Raw genomic sequence first — 15,327 nt, 5'->3', positions numbered from 1 at the left:
GCGGACGGGCACGCGGTCCTGCCGGAGCCCGGGCCGCCCCACGGTCGGCGGCCGTTGGGTAGATTGTGCCGTGTGAGCCGAAACCCCCAAGACCTGCTGTCGATCGTCTACTCGAGCACCGCAGCCCAGCTGTTCGACGACGGCGAGCTCAGCGCACTGCTGGCCCTGAGCAGGGAGAATAATGCCCGTGCGCACCTGACGGGCATGCTGCTGTACCGCAGCGGACGATTCCTCCAGGTCATCGAGGGGCCGGCGGACGTCCTGCGCGAACGCATGTCCATCATCGCCGCGGATCCCCGGCACCTGGACGTCCGCGTCCTCCTCCGGGAGACCATCGACGAACGGCAGTTCCCGGACTGGACCATGGCGTACGAGCCCGCCTCCGATGTGGCTGCGGAGGACATTCCCGGGTTCCGCAGCACGTTCGCAGACATCGAGGGCGGGGACGATCCGCAGGAGTCCGTCGCGGCCCTGCGCGAACTGCTGCTCTGGTTCCAGGACCGCGCGGTCCGGCTGCACCGCGCCTGACCGGCCCTCCCCGCGACCATGGGAGAGCCGGGATGTGGGCGATCCGCCGTCGTGCGCACGCGGCCAAGAGGCCTCAGGAGCCCGTGAGCTCCCGCACGAACGCGAGGTGCTCGACGTCCTGGAAGGCGCCTCCCTGCTCGTGCCCGTTGTACGGGTACACCTTCATGCGCTTGGGCCCGGCGTAGTGGTTGTGCGCGGCGAACACGCACGACGGCGGGCAGACGTCGTCGAGCAGACCCACCGAGAACATCGCGGGGATGGTGCTGCGCGTCGCGAAGTTGACGCCGTCGAAGTAGCTGAGGGTGCGGAAGACACCGTCGACGTCGTGCCGCCGCGTGCCGAGGTACTTCGCGATCTCGGAGTAGGGAGCGGTGTCGACGATCTCGGTGGCGCGCCGCATGTGCGAGAGGAACGGGACGTCCACGATGGCGCCGACGGGCGGGGTGTCGTTCACGCGCTGCGTGAGGGCTGCCGCAGCCAGGGTGATGCCGCCGCCCTGGCTGCCTCCGGAGATCACCACGCGGGACGAATCGACGGCGGGGTGCGACTGGGCGGCTTCGACGGCGTGGACGGCATCGACGAAGAGCCGGCGGTAGTAGTAGGTCTCGGGATGCTCGACGCCGAGCGTCATGAAGCCGCCCAGATGCGGACCCGCCAGGGGCCCGTCGGCCGTGTCGCCCGTCCGGTGTCCCGAGCCCTGTCCGCGGAGGTCCATCACGAAGTGCGCGAAACCGGCACTGGGCAGGCCCGTCCATTCGCCGAGCAGGCCGCGCCCGCCGCCGTAGCCGATGAACGTGACGACGGTCGGCAGCGGACCGGAAAGGTGGCGGGGCGTGAGCAGCCAGCCCTTCACGGGCTGGCCGTCGTAGCCCGCGAACGTCACGTCCTCCGTGACCAGCTGCGTGTACCCCGCGTCGACCTCCTCGAAGGTCGGGGGTGCGGCGTGGCCGCGCTGCTCGGCGAGGGTCTTGTCCCAGAAGGCGTCGTAGTCGGCGGGTTCGTCGCGTTCGGGCAGGTAGCTGCGCAGCTCGGACAGGGGGAGATCGAAGTGGGGCATGGGGTGCATCCTTTCACGGCTTCGATAGGCGAAGATAGAGCGCGGACAAGGTCGCCGGGATCAGGCTGTTGACCATTGATACGATTCAACCTACGCTGTGGGATAACGCTTTCCCAAGGCGTCCCACGATGGCTGACGAAGAAGTTTTCCAGGAGGACAAAGATGTTCCGCACACTCTCACGGCGCACCCTGACAGGCGTTGCAGCGCTGGCCGTTACCGGCCTGGCCCTGACCGGTTGCGGCGGTGGCGGTGGCGAACCCGCAGCGCTGGACACCGAGGAAGAGATCACCCTCAACTACACGTTCTGGGGCAACGACGATCGCGCCGAACGCTACGACAAGGCCATCGCGGCGTTCGAGGAGAAGTTCCCGAACATCACGATCAACGACACGTTCACCGACTACCCCTCGTACTGGGAGAAGCGCCAGACCGAGGCTGCAGGCGGTGGGCTGCCGGACGTCATGCAGTTCGACTACACCTACCTCCGCCAGTACGGCGACAACGGCCTGCTGCTGAACCTCGAGGACTACTTCGGCAACGGCATCACCACCGACGCCATCGACGAGAGCCTGCTGTCCACCGGCAAGCTCGAGGACGGCACGTTCGCCATCCCCACCGGATACAGCGCGTGGTCCGTGTTCCAGAACCCGGCGCTGCTCGCCGAGGCCGGCGTCGAACCCTACGAGGGCGGCACGAGCTGGGACGACTACGACGCGTACATGGCATCCGTGACCGAGGCCACGGGCGGCAAGGTGTACGGAGGAACCGACACCACCCAGCGCATCCAGGACCTCGAGCTGAAGCTGCGCCAGCAGGGCCGCGAGCTGTTCACCGAGGACGGCGAGCTCAACTTCACGCAGGAAGAGCTCGTCGAGCACTGGACCGAGGGCCAGGAGAACCGCGACAAGGTCACCGTTCCGCAGAGCAAGCTCGAGGAGATCAACCCGGTCTCCGGCTTCGGTGGCAACCTGACCACCAGCGAGATGAGCTGGAGCAACTTCCTCGGCGGCTACCTGGGAGACTCCGGAGCCGAGGAGATCACCATCGTCGCTCCTCCCACCGACAGCCCGGACGAGAAGGACCTGTACCGCAAGGTCGGCCTGATGCAGGCTGCATCCTCCTCGACCGAGCACCCCGAGGCAGCGGCGGCATTCGTCGACTTCCTCATCAACAGCCCGGAGGTCGGCGAGATCTTCGGCGCGACACTCGGCATCCCCGCCTCGGAGACGCAGCTCGAGGGTGCGAACCTTGAAGGACCGGACAAGGCCGTCAAGGACTACCTCGATTCCATCGAGGGCCGCATGGGCGACGCTCCGGCGGCACCGGTCGCGGGCTTCGGCGCCATCGAGCAGACGTTCTGGGACCTCGGCAAGTCCATCGGACTGGGCGCCGTGACCCCGGAGGACGCCGCGAAGCAGTTCTTCGACGAAGCCTCCGTCACGCTCGGTAGCTAGGCAGACAAAGGAGTTAGATCGTGACAACGGACTCGGCGCACGCGCCAGCAACAGCCCGCACCGCCGATTCCGGTGCCCGTCCGGCGGCCCGCCGCCGGACGGGCACGCCCCGGCCCCGCCGTTCCCGAAACCGCGACACCGTGGCGGGCTACGTCTTCCTCTCCCCGTGGCTGCTCGGCTTCATCGGCCTCACCCTCGGCCCCATGGTGGCTTCGCTGTACCTCGCGTTCACCGATTACAACCTCTTCACCGCTCCCGAGTGGACCGGGCTCGAGAACCTCACCCGCATGGCCGGGGACGAGAAGTTCTGGAGCTCGGTGCGGATCACCCTGGTCTACGTCCTGGTGGGAACGCCCATCAAGCTCGCGGCCGCACTCGGCGTTGCGATGCTCCTGAACTACAAGGCACGCGGCACGGGCTTCTTCCGCTCGGCGTTCTACGCACCGAGCCTCATCGGAGCGAGCGTCAGCATCGCCATCGTCTGGCGGGCCATGTTCTCCACCGACGGCCCCGTCGACGGCACTCTGAACCTCTTCGGCATCAACCTCGGCGGGTGGATCGGCAACCCGTCGCTCATCATGCCGATGATGATCCTCCTCGCGATCTGGCAGTTCGGCGCCCCGATGGTCATCTTCCTGGCCGGGCTCAAAGGGGTCCCTGCCGAGCTGTACGAGGCGGCATCGGTGGACGGGGCACGCGCCTGGCGCAAGTTCCTCAGCGTGACCGTTCCGATGCTCTCGCCGGTCATCTTCTTCAACCTGCTCCTCGAGATGATCAATGCCTTCCAGGTGTTCGCCTCGGCCTACATCATCGGTTCCGGCACAGGCGGCCCGGGCGGCGCCACGAACTTCTACACCGTGTACCTCTACACGAGGGCTTTCGCCAACAACCAGATGGGCTACGCCTCGGCGATGGCATGGGTCCTGCTGCTCGCCGTCGGCGTCCTCGCCTTCATCCTGTTCCGCACCTCCAGGAGCTGGGTCCACTACGCAGGAGACTCCAAGTGACCACGATCGAATCCAACCCTGCCGTCCCCGTCCCGGTGAACCCCGACGATCCCACCATGCGGGCGCCCCGGCGCCGTCCGATGCGCCGGCACATCCCGACAGCGATCTGGATCATCGGCATCGTCGCGCTCACGGCCATCGTGCTGTACCCGCTGCTGTGGATGGTCTCGGCGTCGCTCAAGCCGAACTCCGAGTTCGGCAGCAACCAGGGCTTCCTCCCCGAGAACCCGACCTTCGACAACTTCGTGAAGGTGATGCAGGGCATCGCCGGGATCCCGACCTGGAAGTTCTTCCTCAACTCCCTGCTCCTCGGCGTCGGTGCTGTCATCGGCACGGTCATCTCGTCCTCGATGGCCGCGTACGCCTTCTCCCGCATCAACTTCCGCGGCAGCAAGATCCTCTTCGCCGCCATGATCGGGACGTTGCTCCTGCCCTTCCACGTGCTGATCATCCCGCAGTACATCATCTTCCGGAACCTCGGACTGATCGACACCTTCTGGCCCCTGCTGGCCGGCAAGTTCCTGGCCACGGAGGCGTTCTTCGTCTTCCTGATGGTCCAGTTCATCCGCAACCTGCCCCGGGAACTGGACGAGGCCGCGCGGATCGACGGCTGCGGTCACGCGAGGATCTTCTTCTCCATCACCCTGCCGCTCATCAAGCCCGCCATCATCACCTCGTCGATCTTCGCGTTCATCTGGAGCTGGAACGACTTCCTCGGCCCACTGCTCTACCTGAACTCGCCGGACAAGTACCCCCTGCCGCTCGCCCTGCGCATCTTCAACGACCAGACGAGCACCTCGGACTACGGCGCGACCATCGCGATCTCCGTGCTCGCACTGCTGCCGGTCATGCTGTTCTTCGTGATCTTCCAGCGCTTCCTCGTCGACGGCGTCGCCACCCAGGGCCTCAAGGGATGAGCCGGCGCCGGCGCGAGGCCGTTCGCGGGCAGGAAGCTGCCACCCGCGACGGAAGCGGCCTGCGCTGGCCCGGGGCGTCCGCCCGTTTCGCCCTGTTCGGAGAGGTCCTGTGGGTCGGGGTGCTGTGCTGTGTGGCGGGCCTCGGGATCGTCACGATCCCTGCGGCCTTCGCTGCCGGTTCGGCCCATCTCCACCGTTTCCTCCGCGCCGAGGACTCCTCCCTCCGCCACTTCGCCGCGGACTTCACCGCAGCCCTGCGGACCGGCTGGCTCGTGGGTCTGGGCGTCGTGCTGGGCGTCGCGCTCCTGCTGCTCGACATCGTCGTCGCCGCTGCGCGGATCCTGCCGGGGTGGCAGTTCGTCCTGGCGATGGGCGTCGTCCTGCTGGTCGCCCTGCTGGCAGCCCTTGCCGGGACGACGGCCCGCTGGCAGGACTCGCGCTCATGGCGCACCGCCGGGGTCCAGTGGGTCCGCGACGTGCGGCGCGACCCGGCGGGCGTCGTCTGGCTCGCCTTCGCGGTGGGCCTGACGGCGATCGTCGCATGGCAGCTGCCACCACTCGTGGTCCCGGGCATCGGATGCCTGGTGTTCGCGGCGCTGGCGACCTCCGTGCGGGACCGCCCCACCCGGTCCTGACCATCCTTCCGACCACCCCGACTACCCCTGGAGCTCGCGTGCATTACGGCGGCGATTACAACCCCGAACAGTGGCCCGAGGACATCTGGCCTGATGACGTGGTACGCATGCGCGAGGCCGGGGTGACGATGGTCAGCCTCGGGATCTTCTCGTGGGCCCGGATCCAGCCGTCCGAGCACGAGTTCGACTTCGACTGGCTGGATCGCATCATCGCCCTCCTGCACGACGCCGGCATCGCCGTGGACCTGGCCACCGCGACGGCGTCGCCACCACCCTGGGCGACCGTCGCCTACCCGGAGATGCTGGCCGCGGACGAGCACGGGTCGCCCTACTGGCACGGCAGCCGCCAGCACTACGCGTCGTCGTCGCCCGCCTATCGGAAGCTCGCCGCCGCACTCGTGACGAGGATCGCGGAGCGCTACGCGCAGCACCCCGCCGTGGTGCTCTGGCACGTGAACAACGAGTACGGCTGCCACCTCAATGTCGACTACTCCGATGCGGCTCGGGATGCCTTCCGCCTCTGGCTGGAGAAGCGCTATGTAACGGTGGACGCTCTGAACGAGGCCTGGGGTACCATGTTCTGGTCCCAGCGCTACGGCAGCTTCGGCGAGGTCTTCCCGCCCCGCCACGCGCCCTACAGCCACAACCCCGGCCAGCTCCTCGACTACCGCAGGTTCACCTCCGACATGCTCCTCGAGTGCTACCGGATGGAGCGCGACATCATCCGCGCCGCGGGCGCGACGCAGCCCGTCACCACCAATTTCATGGGCGCCTTCAAACCGGCGAACTACGCACAGTGGGCGCCGGAGCTGGACGTCATCAGCGACGACCTGTACCCGGACCCCAACGACCCCGAGAGCTTCCGCGAGGGCGCCTTCCACGGGGACCTCATGCGGTCGCTCAAGCCGGGCACCCCGTGGCTGCTGATGGAGCAGGCGTCCAACGCCGTCAACTGGCGGCCGTCGAACGCGCCTAAGGCGCCGGGGCAGCTCGCGGCCCAGAGCATGCAGGCCGTGGCCCGCGGAGCCGACGGCATCCTGTTCTTCCAGTGGCGCCAGTCGCGGGCGGGATCGGAGAAGTTCCACTCCGGTATGCTGCCGCACGCCGGGACGCAGACGCGGACCTGGCGGGAGGTGGTGGCACTCGGGAAGGAGCTCGACCGGCTGCCGGGACTGCCCGCCGACGACGGTTCCTCGCGCGTCGCCATCCTGCTCGACTGGGAGAACTGGTGGGCCATCGAGAACCCCGACCACCCCACCTCCCTCGACTACCTGTCCCTCGTGCGGGGCTGGTACGACGCCGCACACCGCCTCCACGTGCAGGTCGACATCCTGCCGCCCACGGCCGACCTCACGACGTACGACGCGGTCATCGCTCCGCACCTCTACCTGCTCACGGACCAGTCCGCCGGCAACCTCGTCGCCTTCGTGGAGCAGGGCGGACACCTGCTGGTCACGGCCTTCAGCGACGTGGTCGACGAGAGTGACCGCTTCCGTCCGGGCGGGTTCGGCACGCAGCTGCGCGACCTGCTCGGGATCGTCGTCGAGGACTTCGGCGCGCTCGTCGCACCGGACTCGCAGGGACCCGGGCAGCAGCAGGCGCGGATCGCCGGCCGCGGGTTCGGCTTCGCGGGCTCCTACCTCGCGGAGGAAGCCCACGTCGTCGACGCCGAGGTCCTGGCGACCTTCGACGGGGCCCGCCAGCACGGCCGGCCGGCACTGACAGTGCGCCGGGAGGGGGCAGGAGCCGCCTACTACCTCGCCACGGTGCCCGACGACGACGGTGCCCGGCAGGTGCTCGGGCACCTGTTCGCGGCGGCGGGCGTGGAGCCGGTGCTGCCCGGACTGCCGCCGATGGTGGAGGCGATCCGCCGCGGCCGGTTGCTGACCGTCATCAACCACGGCGTAGAAGCCACGGAGATCGAGGTGGCGGGCGAGGACGCCCTCACGGGCCTCGCCGTGGACGGCGTCACGCTGCAACCCTTCGGCTACGCCCTCGTATTGACCGATCGCTGACGCCGGTCGAAGAATCGCCCTCCCGGTACACCGCACTCCCGGCAGGTGCAAGACGGGAGTGCGGCTTCCACGGGGGCTGCGGGGGAGCCGGCGGCGGGCCTACGCTCGGGATCATGGACCAGCCGACTGAAGAACATCACCTGAAGGATCTCGGCAGCACCGAGGGGATCGATCCGACCGACGTCGGCCAGATCCAGGACGGGCCGCTGACCGCTGCGGACGAGGTCGACCTCATCGCGAATCAGGCAGTCCCGGACGGCGACCCGTCCGTCGAGACGCTCGCGGGCAACGTCGGACTCGAGGACTCGCCCGCGGACAACCCGACGACGGACGACCGCTTCACCGGGGGCTCGCGCTAGCAAAGGCCCGAGGGGAGACCCTCCCTGCCGCAGGCGGTTTGCCGCGGGACCACAGCCGTGATCCCGGAGCGGCTCAGGACTCGCGGACCGCTCTCTCGCCCGTCTCCTCGCCCGTCTCCTCGGCCGGAGCGTCCCGGATGGCCTGACGCCGATCCAGCTCCTCGCGGAGCTCGTGGTGCTGCCCCTCGGTCTCGGCATCCACCTCATGATGTTCGACGAACTGGCGGTCCCGCGACCGGTGGTTCCTGCTGTTCAGGATGTCCAGGTCGTCCCTGTCCACGGTCGACAGGTCCTCGGGGAAATCCTTCGCCGGATCCAATCTGCTGCTGTCTGCCACTGTCCAACTCCTCATGGGCGCGTTGATCCATCTTCCCCGAGTTTAGGGTCGAAGCCCGTGTTCCGCCCACCGCGACAACCCACGAGCCGGATCGGCACCGAAGACCAGGCTGCTACCGGGTCGGATCGTCGTCGCGGAAGCTGTAGATAACGTCCACCGGGCAGGTGGCAGCAGGGCACCCTCTCTCCTGGACGACCGGGGTTGAGTGGCTTGCCGCAGGCGAGACCGTTCCCGTTGCCTTCGGCGTCGACCTGCGATTCTGCGCCTGTCAGGCGGTGTCGCGCTCGTCATGCCGCGGTGTGGACGGTGCTGTCAGGGGGTCCGGTGAACGGCGTGCGCGCCCTGCATCACTGACCGTGGCGAAGCCCTCGCGGGACCAGTACTCGAACCCGCCGATCAGTTCGCGCACATTCGTATAGCCCAGCGACGCCAGGTTCAACGCGCCGCGGGTGCTGCCGTTGCAGCCCGGTCCCCAGCAGTAGACGACGATGGCGGCATCCAGGGCGGGGGCGACGTCGGTGATGCGTGCTTCGAGCTCTGCGTTCGGAATGTGGGCGGCACCCGGAATGCGGCCCTGCCTCCAGGAAGCGGCCGAGCGGGTATCGATCACGATCGGGCCGAGGCCAGATGCACGCTCAGCAGCCAGGTCCGCAGGGTCGGTTTCATAGGCGAGCTTCGCAGCGAAGAAGTCAGCGGCGGAAAGGGAAGGAGGCATGCATCTATCGAATCTCCTCCAACGCTCTTCTGGAACAGCACATCGATTGTGCAGAAGCGCCGACGGCCGTGAAACCACGGTACATTCACCGTTATGCCATCGAACCCACGGTTGGACCTCGACGCAACCGATGAAGCGATAGTGCGCCACCTGCAGCAGGACGGACGGACGAGCGTCGCGCAACTTGCTCGGGCCATAAATCTCTCACCGAGCGCGACCAGCGATCGTCTCCGGCGCCTCACCGATGGCGGGGTCATCACCGGGTACTCCATCACCGTCGATCCTGAAGCTCTCGGGTACGCGGTAACAGCGTTCGTGCGACTGGCCTACCCCACCGGCAACTACAAGCCGTTCCACGACCTCGTTGACGCGATGCCCGAGATCATCGAAGCACACCACGTCACCGGAGCGGATTGCTTCATCATCAAGGTCCTGGCCCGCTCGATGCGCGACCTCGAACGCATCACCGGTCGCCTCGCCACTCTCGGTGGCATCACGACCAGCGTGGTCTACTCGAGCCCGATTCCCTCGCGACACATCACTCCTGCCTGACACGGGAGGCATCGCCCACTTCGACCGTCCTGGTCACGAATCGAACTCACCCGTGTACGGAGAGGGATCCCCACCGTCACCTACGAAGCCGGACGCAGGTCCACCGGCTTCCGGGCGGCTGAAAGATCTCGGTGGATGGCGGCCTGCGGAGGTCCGCCTTTTCCAAGAGGACCCGTTTGTTGTTGCAGCACCGCACCGGTAGACATAGGCCATGACCTCGAACATCCCTGTCGCGAAGACGCTATTCACCATCAGCACCATCGTCGCAATAGGCATCCTTACTTACCTGTGGGTCCAATTCGACAACACACCCCTGGTGATCAAGGTGTTCTTCTCACTGTTCATGGTCGGCATCGTCAGCTTCAACGCGCGACGAGCGTTCTCACGCCGTAACCCCTGACCCGTATCCGGCCACGCCGTCCCCTACTCCCTCGGAGCAGGTCACCATGTGCAGGAGAACACCGTCGTCTCAGCCGTGACGCGCACGGGAACAGCTGCCATGGAGGCCGCATGAACTACTCCATGGTCGAATGGATCGCAGCCTTCAGGGCATCCTTCGACCACATCTCCGCCATCCCACGGGACGAGTGGAACCTCGTCGCCGTATACCCTTTGGACGACGAGACGCTCGCTGTAGTCGTGGATCAGGGGCCCCATCAGTTCGGCCGGCGCTTCCGTCTCGAGTCGCTGAACAACGATGGCTTCCGGGGCCTCCGCCACCCTGGCGAACTAGCCGCCATCCTCATTCTCGGTGAGGTCCTGGAGCCACACTCGTTGAACAGTCGTCCCAGCTCACTGGTTGCCGAGGGCATCTACCCGAAGGCGATCTGGGGTGGGGAGCAGCCCGAAAACGACGACGATGCAGCGACGGACTAGCTTCTGACGCCGTCGGTGAGGAGCCGTGAGCGTACAGCTAGGCGTCTGGGTGGAACGTCGCACAGCTCGCCGGCCTGGCCACTCCCTCCTGCGCCCGACACCGCCGGCGTCGAGCACGAGGACACTGCAGCCGTGCGAGGTTCAAGCGTCCAACCCAGTGACCGCTAGCTTACAGCGGACCGCCGTTGACAGCCCGTTCACTCACGCGCACCCTTTAGGCACGACGTGACGGCGACTCCGCTGCCCCGCCCTTCCACGAAAGGCAGCCGTCATGAAGAATCCCCGCCTCCTCGTGCCCGTCGCCGTGCTCGGCCTGTCCTTGACGGGTGCCTCTTCGGTTGTCGCAGCCGGACCCGAACGCGATCCGGTGACGGTCGACAGCTACGACTTCCAGTTCAGCTGCGGCGATGACTTCGACGTCCGAATCAGCGGAACCTCGAGCACGAAGTCTCTGTTCTGGCTCGACGAGCAAGGCAACGTGACCCGATTCAGGATGCAGGTGTCGGCACCACGCGATGTCCTCACGAACCTGGACACCATGACGTCGGTCGAAGTGGCGGCACACTTCGTCCAGACCTACACCCGCGTACCCGGCACCAACGAATACACCGTCACGGTGGTGGGACACAGATACCTGGCCACTGATCCTGGCGCCGGCATCATCATGCGCGACGTGGGCAGGATCGTCTTCTCCGATCCCTCCGAACAGACTGTCACCTTCGAGGCGGGCGTCCACGACGCCGCAGATCCAGACCTCCTGGGACTCGCCCTGTGCGGTGTGGTCGACTGACGCGGGACCGCCTTCGCCGGCAACAACGCGCGGCTACCCTCCGCTCCAGCTGATCTCGCTCGGCCGGCGGTGGCCGAAGTCTCGGACCCGCGCGCTACGCTCGAGCATCTGATCGTTCACCGATGGGGGTAGCTGTGCGTCTGGATGGATTCTCGTTCCTGATCGTTCTCGTCGTCTGGGTCATCGTGCCGGTGATCTTCGGGCTGGTCCTGTACTGGATCATCCGGCTCGGAGTGAAGCACGGACTGCGGTCGTATCACTCCGACGCCAGCGGGAGCTCTCCCTCTGCGGAAGAGCTGACGTCGAGCGACTCTCGCCCGCGATGTTTCCCGTTTCGGCCCCCGCTTGAGAAAGTAGCGGCATGACCCTGGACATCGCGGCCTTCCGCGCGCACTTCCCCGCCCTACGCACCGGTACCGCGTACTTCGACGGCCCCGGCGGGACGCAGGCCCCCGCCGTCGTAGGAGCCGCGATAGCCGACGCCATCACCGGGCCGCTGTCCAACCGCGGCCTCGGCATGGGCTCGGAGAGGAACGCCGAATCGGCGGTCAGCGGATTCCGGGCGGCGATGGCCGACCTGCTCGGGGCGCATCCCGGCGGGGTCGTCTACGGGCGGAGCGCAACGCAGCTCACCTACGACTTCTCCCGCCACCTCGCCAAGACGTGGCAGCCGGGCGACGAGGTCGTGGTGTCACGGCTGGACCATGACTCCAATATCCGCCCCTGGGTGCAGGCAGCCGACGCGGTCGGCGCCATCGTACGCTGGATCGATTTCGACCCGGACACCACGGAGATCGACGAAGCGTCCGTCGCGACCGCGATCACCGAGCGCACGAAGCTGGTAGCTATCACCGCCGCTTCGAACCTGCTCGGCACGAAACCGCCGGTGCGGCGCATCGCCGATGCCGCGCACGGGGTCGGCGCTCTGGTCTACGTGGACGGCGTGCACTACACCGCTCATGCGGCGGTCGACGTGAAGGCGCTGGGAGCTGACTTCTTCGCCTGCTCGCCCTACAAATTCCTCGGACCCCACTGCGGTGTTCTCGTGGCCGACCCGGAGCTGCTGGAGTCGCTGCAACCGGACAAGCTGCTGCCGTCCACGAACGCGGTTCCGGAGCGGTTCGAGTTCGGTACCCTCCCGTACGAGATCATGGCCGGGACCACGGCTGCCGTGGATTTCCTGGCAGGGATCGCGCCGGGAACCGGGACCGGCCGCCGTGCGCGCCTTCTTGCGTCCGCTCATCTGGTCGACGAGTACGAGCTCGCGTTGCGCTCCCGCGTCGAGGCAGGGATGGCGGAACTGGGCGACGCCGTCGTGCTGCACTCGAGAGCCCAGGATCGGACACCGACACTGCTGGTGACGTTCCCGGGCCGGTCCTCCGCGGACGCCTACCGGTTCCTCGCGGATCGCAACATCCTCGCGCCGGCCGGGTCCTTCTACGCCTACGAAGCCTTCCGTCGCCTCGACCTCGAGGACAGCGCCGCCCTGCGGGTCGGCTTGGCGCCCTACAACGACGACGACGACGTCGATCGCCTCCTGACCGCGCTCGGCGAGTTCGTCGCCTCATGACGCGGGTGTAGGTCTTCACGTCGCACGGGATGGGCCGATGCCGGCGACGACGACGAGCAGGATGCCACCGGTTCGGCTGTGGCGTAGCAGGATCCTTCGCCGAACGCTGACGCGGATCCTCAGGTGCGCACAGCGGCTACGGCTTCGATCTCCACGAGTTGGTCCTCATAGCCAAGAACCGTCACGCCCAACAGGGTGCTCGGTACGTCATGGGCACCGAACGCTCGGCGTACAACCTCCCATGCGTCGACGAGATCACCCCGATCGGTCGATGCCACGAGCACGCGGGTGCTGATGACGTCTTCGATAACCGCTCCAGCTGCGTGGAGAGCCGTCGTCATGTTTCGAACGCACTGTTCCGCCTGTGCTGCGTAATCGCCTTTTCCCACTGTTGCCCCGGTTTCGTCGAGGGGACAGGACCCCGCGAGGAAGATCAGTCGCGCGTCGGCCGGCGCGGTGGCGGCGTAGGCATACTGGGCTGCGTCCGTCAGCGCGGTGGACCGGATCAATGTCACCGCTGAAGCCATCAGATCCTGCTTTCCCTCGTGCCGACCAAGCAAGCTTCCCATCATTCACCCACCATGGAGGATCCTTCCCCCTTGATGGTGTCCGTCCTCCTGCTCCTGGGCTTCATCGCCTCCACAGGCACCGTGATCCTGTTCGGTCGCGCATGGAGCCGTGGACGCCACTGTCCCGAGGCCGCCCGGATCACTGCTGTGTCAGTCGGTCTCGTCGGCCTGGTGAGCGTGCTCCTCACGGGAGCGTTCGGACGAGGAATCGCCGTGGCAGACGCCGGACGGTCATCGTGGCTGGTCGACACGCTGTTTCTGATCAGCGCCATCGGCATCCCCACGCTCTTCCCGTCGGGCTGATCGCCTTCTCGAGAACCCGCCGGGAACAGCATCCGGTGCCCCTCGTTCGCTGGGGGATCCGAAAGCGGGCAACCATGCGTCCGGATCGTCGGGTGCACTTTCCCGACGCCGCGCAGCTCGCCTGCCCAGCCACTCCTCCCTGCAGGCATCGGTCTTCGCGGCGTCCGCGGTACCCGCTGGCGCGCCGTCGTTTAGGGGGAATACGTAGAACAACGACAGCACGACCAGGGCGCCTATGGCTTGACCGAAACCGGCGAGGAAGGAGACGACCCCACGGATGAGGAGGATCGCAGCGGCCGCCTTCCAGCCGGACATGTGGGCCGGTGCTTCCGGTCGCGGTGGAGGCGCCGGGGCCGGCGGCGGTGCCCGCTACTCGCGCAGCTGCTGCACCATGTCCAGCACGACGGCGCGCAGGTCGCCGTCGTGCTCCTCGGCGATGCGCCGCTGGCGCTGGTACCCGGCTCCGCGCTGCATGATGCCCTCGACGTCGGCCAGCTCGCTGCTGCAGCCGAGTCTCGCGGCGATGGGCTCCAAGCGGGTGAGCACGTCGGCGAGGTGGTCCGTCACGAGCTGCTCGTTGCCGTCGGCGTCGAGGATGATGATGGCGTCCAGCCCGTAACGGGCGGCCCGCCACTTGTTCTCCTGGATGTGCCAGGGCTGCATGGTGGGGATGCTGCCGCCCGCGTCGAGGATCTGCGAGAACTCGTGGACGAGGCACTGGGTGAGGGCGGCGACGGCACCGACGTCGCGCAGCGTGGACAGGCCGTCGCACACGCGCATCTCCACCGTCCCGAGGTTCCCGACCGGGCGGATGTCCCACCGGATCTCGCTGACGGCGTCGATCACTCCCGTGGTGGACATGTCCTGGACGTAGGACTCGTACGCCGCCCAGTCGTCGAAGTGGAAGGGCAGGCCCGCCGTGGGCAGCTGCTGGAACATGAGCGCGCGCTGCGAGGCGTAGCCCGTGTCCTCGCCGCCCCAGAACGGCGACGACGCCGAGAGCGCCTGGAAGTGCGGGAAGTAGTTGGTCAGGCCGTCCACCACAGGGAGCGCCTTGTCGCGGTGGTCGAGGCCCACGTGGACGTGCACGCCGTAGATGACCATCTGCCGGCCCCACCACTGCGTGCGGTCGATCAGCTTCGCGTACCGTTCCTTGTCCGTCACCTGCTGGGAACGCGGCGCACTGAAGGGATGCGAACCGGCGCAGAACAGTTCCACGCCCATCGGGTCGGTGACCTCCCGGACGGCGGCGAGGGAGCGGGACAGGTCCTCCTTCGCCTCGTCCACGGTGGTGCAGATGCCGGTGACGAGTTCCACCGTGTTGAGCAGCAGTTCCTGCTTGATGTGGGGGTGCTCGTCGTCGTCCTGCAGTTCCGGGTGGTTCGCGCTGACCCCGCGGAGCACCTCGTTGGCCACGGGGACGAGCTCGCCGTTGTAGCGGTCCACGAGCGCCAGTTCCCACTCGACGCCGAGCGTGGACTGGGCTGACTGCGCAAAGTCGATCTTCAAGGAAGCGGCTCCTGACGGGTACGGGCTCATCGATTGGTGCCTCGGGACGCGCCGTCGCGGAAAGAGACTCGTCCCTATGCTAGTGCTTGGCGCGGCGCGGAGCGGGTCCGCTCGCCCGGGCGGGCATGCTGCT

At 67.2% G+C, this 15,327-nt stretch carries 18 protein-coding genes; 13 read left to right on the top strand and 5 right to left on the bottom strand.

The features are described 5' to 3' along the window. Positions 1-72: 72 nt before the first annotated feature. Positions 73-528, top strand: a complete 456-nt coding sequence (locus ACX80L_RS00465) for a BLUF domain-containing protein (RefSeq protein ID WP_459287017.1) — start codon at positions 73-75, stop codon at positions 526-528. A 73-nt stretch (positions 529-601) separates the two neighbouring features. Here ACX80L_RS00465 and ACX80L_RS00460 read toward each other — a convergent pair whose 3' ends face one another. Further along, positions 602-1,585 carry an acetylxylan esterase gene (locus ACX80L_RS00460; RefSeq protein ID WP_459287015.1) on the bottom strand — a complete coding sequence of 328 codons (984 nt, stop codon included), beginning with the start codon at positions 1,583-1,585 and terminating at the stop codon, positions 602-604. A 162-nt stretch (positions 1,586-1,747) separates the two neighbouring features. On the opposite strand from ACX80L_RS00460, the gene ACX80L_RS00455 reads away from it, so the two are divergent. From ACX80L_RS00455 to ACX80L_RS00430, 6 genes are all read left to right on the top strand, one after another. Continuing rightward, positions 1,748-3,040 carry an ABC transporter substrate-binding protein gene (locus ACX80L_RS00455; protein ID WP_459287013.1) on the top strand — a complete coding sequence of 431 codons (1,293 nt, stop codon included), beginning with the start codon at positions 1,748-1,750 and terminating at the stop codon, positions 3,038-3,040. A gap of 20 nt (positions 3,041-3,060) precedes the next feature. After that, positions 3,061-4,047 carry a carbohydrate ABC transporter permease gene (locus ACX80L_RS00450; RefSeq protein WP_459287011.1) on the top strand — a complete coding sequence of 329 codons (987 nt, stop codon included), beginning with the start codon at positions 3,061-3,063 and terminating at the stop codon, positions 4,045-4,047. 56 nt (positions 4,048-4,103) lie between these two features. Further along, on the top strand, positions 4,104-4,964 hold the full coding sequence (locus ACX80L_RS00445; protein ID WP_208741757.1) for a carbohydrate ABC transporter permease: 861 nt from the start codon (positions 4,104-4,106) through the stop codon (positions 4,962-4,964). Continuing rightward, positions 4,961-5,599 (top strand): hypothetical protein, encoded by a 639-nt coding sequence (locus ACX80L_RS00440; protein WP_459287009.1) that lies wholly within the window; start codon positions 4,961-4,963, stop codon positions 5,597-5,599. The genes ACX80L_RS00445 and ACX80L_RS00440 overlap by 4 nt, the downstream gene beginning before the upstream one ends. 38 nt (positions 5,600-5,637) lie before the next feature. Next, positions 5,638-7,614, top strand: a complete 1,977-nt coding sequence (locus tag ACX80L_RS00435; protein ID WP_459287007.1) for a beta-galactosidase — start codon at positions 5,638-5,640, stop codon at positions 7,612-7,614. 113 nt (positions 7,615-7,727) lie between these two features. Continuing rightward, on the top strand, positions 7,728-7,973 hold the full coding sequence (locus ACX80L_RS00430) for a hypothetical protein (RefSeq protein ID WP_133082487.1): 246 nt from the start codon (positions 7,728-7,730) through the stop codon (positions 7,971-7,973). Between the two features lie 73 nt (positions 7,974-8,046). Here the strand turns inward: ACX80L_RS00430 and ACX80L_RS00425 are convergent, their stop codons facing one another. Together ACX80L_RS00425 and ACX80L_RS00420 are read right to left on the bottom strand one after the other, a co-directional pair. Beyond that, a complete protein-coding gene (locus ACX80L_RS00425; RefSeq protein ID WP_459287004.1) occupies positions 8,047-8,310 on the bottom strand; it encodes a hypothetical protein in 264 nt (87 codons plus the stop codon). Positions 8,311-8,578: 268 nt separating this feature from the next. Continuing rightward, the gene (locus tag ACX80L_RS00420; protein WP_133082489.1) at positions 8,579-9,025 is read right to left on the bottom strand and encodes a rhodanese-like domain-containing protein; all 447 of its coding nucleotides are present in this window, start codon (positions 9,023-9,025) and stop codon (positions 8,579-8,581) included. Between the two features lie 93 nt (positions 9,026-9,118). Here ACX80L_RS00420 and ACX80L_RS00415 point away from each other — a divergent pair, with 93 nt between their 5' ends. The 5 genes from ACX80L_RS00415 to ACX80L_RS00395 all read left to right on the top strand — a co-directional run bounded on the left by ACX80L_RS00415 (position 9,119) and on the right by ACX80L_RS00395 (position 12,813). Continuing rightward, positions 9,119-9,577 carry an Lrp/AsnC family transcriptional regulator gene (locus ACX80L_RS00415; protein WP_133082490.1) on the top strand — a complete coding sequence of 153 codons (459 nt, stop codon included), beginning with the start codon at positions 9,119-9,121 and terminating at the stop codon, positions 9,575-9,577. A gap of 211 nt (positions 9,578-9,788) precedes the next feature. Beyond that, on the top strand, positions 9,789-9,977 hold the full coding sequence (locus ACX80L_RS00410; protein ID WP_459287002.1) for a hypothetical protein: 189 nt from the start codon (positions 9,789-9,791) through the stop codon (positions 9,975-9,977). Between the two features lie 110 nt (positions 9,978-10,087). Next, complete coding sequence (locus ACX80L_RS00405) at positions 10,088-10,453, top strand: hypothetical protein (protein WP_459287000.1); 366 nt, start codon at positions 10,088-10,090, stop codon at positions 10,451-10,453. Between the two features lie 271 nt (positions 10,454-10,724). After that, entirely contained in the window at positions 10,725-11,243 is a 519-nt protein-coding gene (locus ACX80L_RS00400) for a hypothetical protein (protein WP_459286998.1), read from the top strand. A 361-nt stretch (positions 11,244-11,604) separates the two neighbouring features. After that, positions 11,605-12,813, top strand: a complete 1,209-nt coding sequence (locus tag ACX80L_RS00395; protein WP_459286996.1) for a cysteine desulfurase-like protein — start codon at positions 11,605-11,607, stop codon at positions 12,811-12,813. A 119-nt stretch (positions 12,814-12,932) separates the two neighbouring features. Here ACX80L_RS00395 and ACX80L_RS00390 read toward each other — a convergent pair whose 3' ends face one another. Beyond that, the gene (locus ACX80L_RS00390) at positions 12,933-13,340 is read right to left on the bottom strand and encodes a RidA family protein (RefSeq protein WP_208738979.1); all 408 of its coding nucleotides are present in this window, start codon (positions 13,338-13,340) and stop codon (positions 12,933-12,935) included. A 54-nt stretch (positions 13,341-13,394) separates the two neighbouring features. Between ACX80L_RS00390 and ACX80L_RS00385 the strand changes: the two genes are divergently transcribed. Next, positions 13,395-13,685 carry a hypothetical protein gene (locus tag ACX80L_RS00385; RefSeq protein ID WP_459286994.1) on the top strand — a complete coding sequence of 97 codons (291 nt, stop codon included), beginning with the start codon at positions 13,395-13,397 and terminating at the stop codon, positions 13,683-13,685. A 369-nt stretch (positions 13,686-14,054) separates the two neighbouring features. On the opposite strand, the gene ACX80L_RS00380 is transcribed toward ACX80L_RS00385, so the two are convergent. Then, positions 14,055-15,194, bottom strand: coding sequence for a glutamate--cysteine ligase (locus ACX80L_RS00380; protein WP_133082497.1), 1,140 nt, complete (start codon positions 15,192-15,194; stop codon positions 14,055-14,057). Positions 15,195-15,327 lie beyond the last annotated feature (133 nt).

The organism is Arthrobacter sp. MDT1-48-3, assembly GCF_054511015.1.
The sequence above is the reverse complement of the archived record's forward strand: the minus strand, read 5'-3'. Positions and strand labels throughout refer to the sequence as shown.

Bases quoted from the DNA above. Each gene is read 5' to 3' on its own strand.
- ACX80L_RS00460 (WP_459287015.1), bottom strand. From the start codon at position 1,585: ATGCCCCACTTCGATCTCCCCCTGTCCGAGCTGCGCAGCTACCTGCCC.
- ACX80L_RS00455 (WP_459287013.1), top strand. From the start codon at position 1,748: ATGTTCCGCACACTCTCACGGCGCACCCTGACAGGCGTTGCAGCGCTG.
- ACX80L_RS00445 (WP_208741757.1), top strand. From the start codon at position 4,104: ATGCGGGCGCCCCGGCGCCGTCCGATGCGCCGGCACATCCCGACAGCG.
- ACX80L_RS00440 (WP_459287009.1), top strand. From the start codon at position 4,961: ATGAGCCGGCGCCGGCGCGAGGCCGTTCGCGGGCAGGAAGCTGCCACC.
- ACX80L_RS00430 (WP_133082487.1), top strand. From the start codon at position 7,728: ATGGACCAGCCGACTGAAGAACATCACCTGAAGGATCTCGGCAGCACC.
- ACX80L_RS00420 (WP_133082489.1), bottom strand. From the start codon at position 9,025: ATGCCTCCTTCCCTTTCCGCCGCTGACTTCTTCGCTGCGAAGCTCGCC.
- ACX80L_RS00415 (WP_133082490.1), top strand. From the start codon at position 9,119: ATGCCATCGAACCCACGGTTGGACCTCGACGCAACCGATGAAGCGATA.
- ACX80L_RS00410 (WP_459287002.1), top strand. From the start codon at position 9,789: ATGACCTCGAACATCCCTGTCGCGAAGACGCTATTCACCATCAGCACC.
- ACX80L_RS00405 (WP_459287000.1), top strand. From the start codon at position 10,088: ATGAACTACTCCATGGTCGAATGGATCGCAGCCTTCAGGGCATCCTTC.
- ACX80L_RS00400 (WP_459286998.1), top strand. From the start codon at position 10,725: ATGAAGAATCCCCGCCTCCTCGTGCCCGTCGCCGTGCTCGGCCTGTCC.
- ACX80L_RS00395 (WP_459286996.1), top strand. From the start codon at position 11,605: ATGACCCTGGACATCGCGGCCTTCCGCGCGCACTTCCCCGCCCTACGC.
- ACX80L_RS00390 (WP_208738979.1), bottom strand. From the start codon at position 13,340: ATGGCTTCAGCGGTGACATTGATCCGGTCCACCGCGCTGACGGACGCA.
- ACX80L_RS00385 (WP_459286994.1), top strand. From the start codon at position 13,395: ATGGAGGATCCTTCCCCCTTGATGGTGTCCGTCCTCCTGCTCCTGGGC.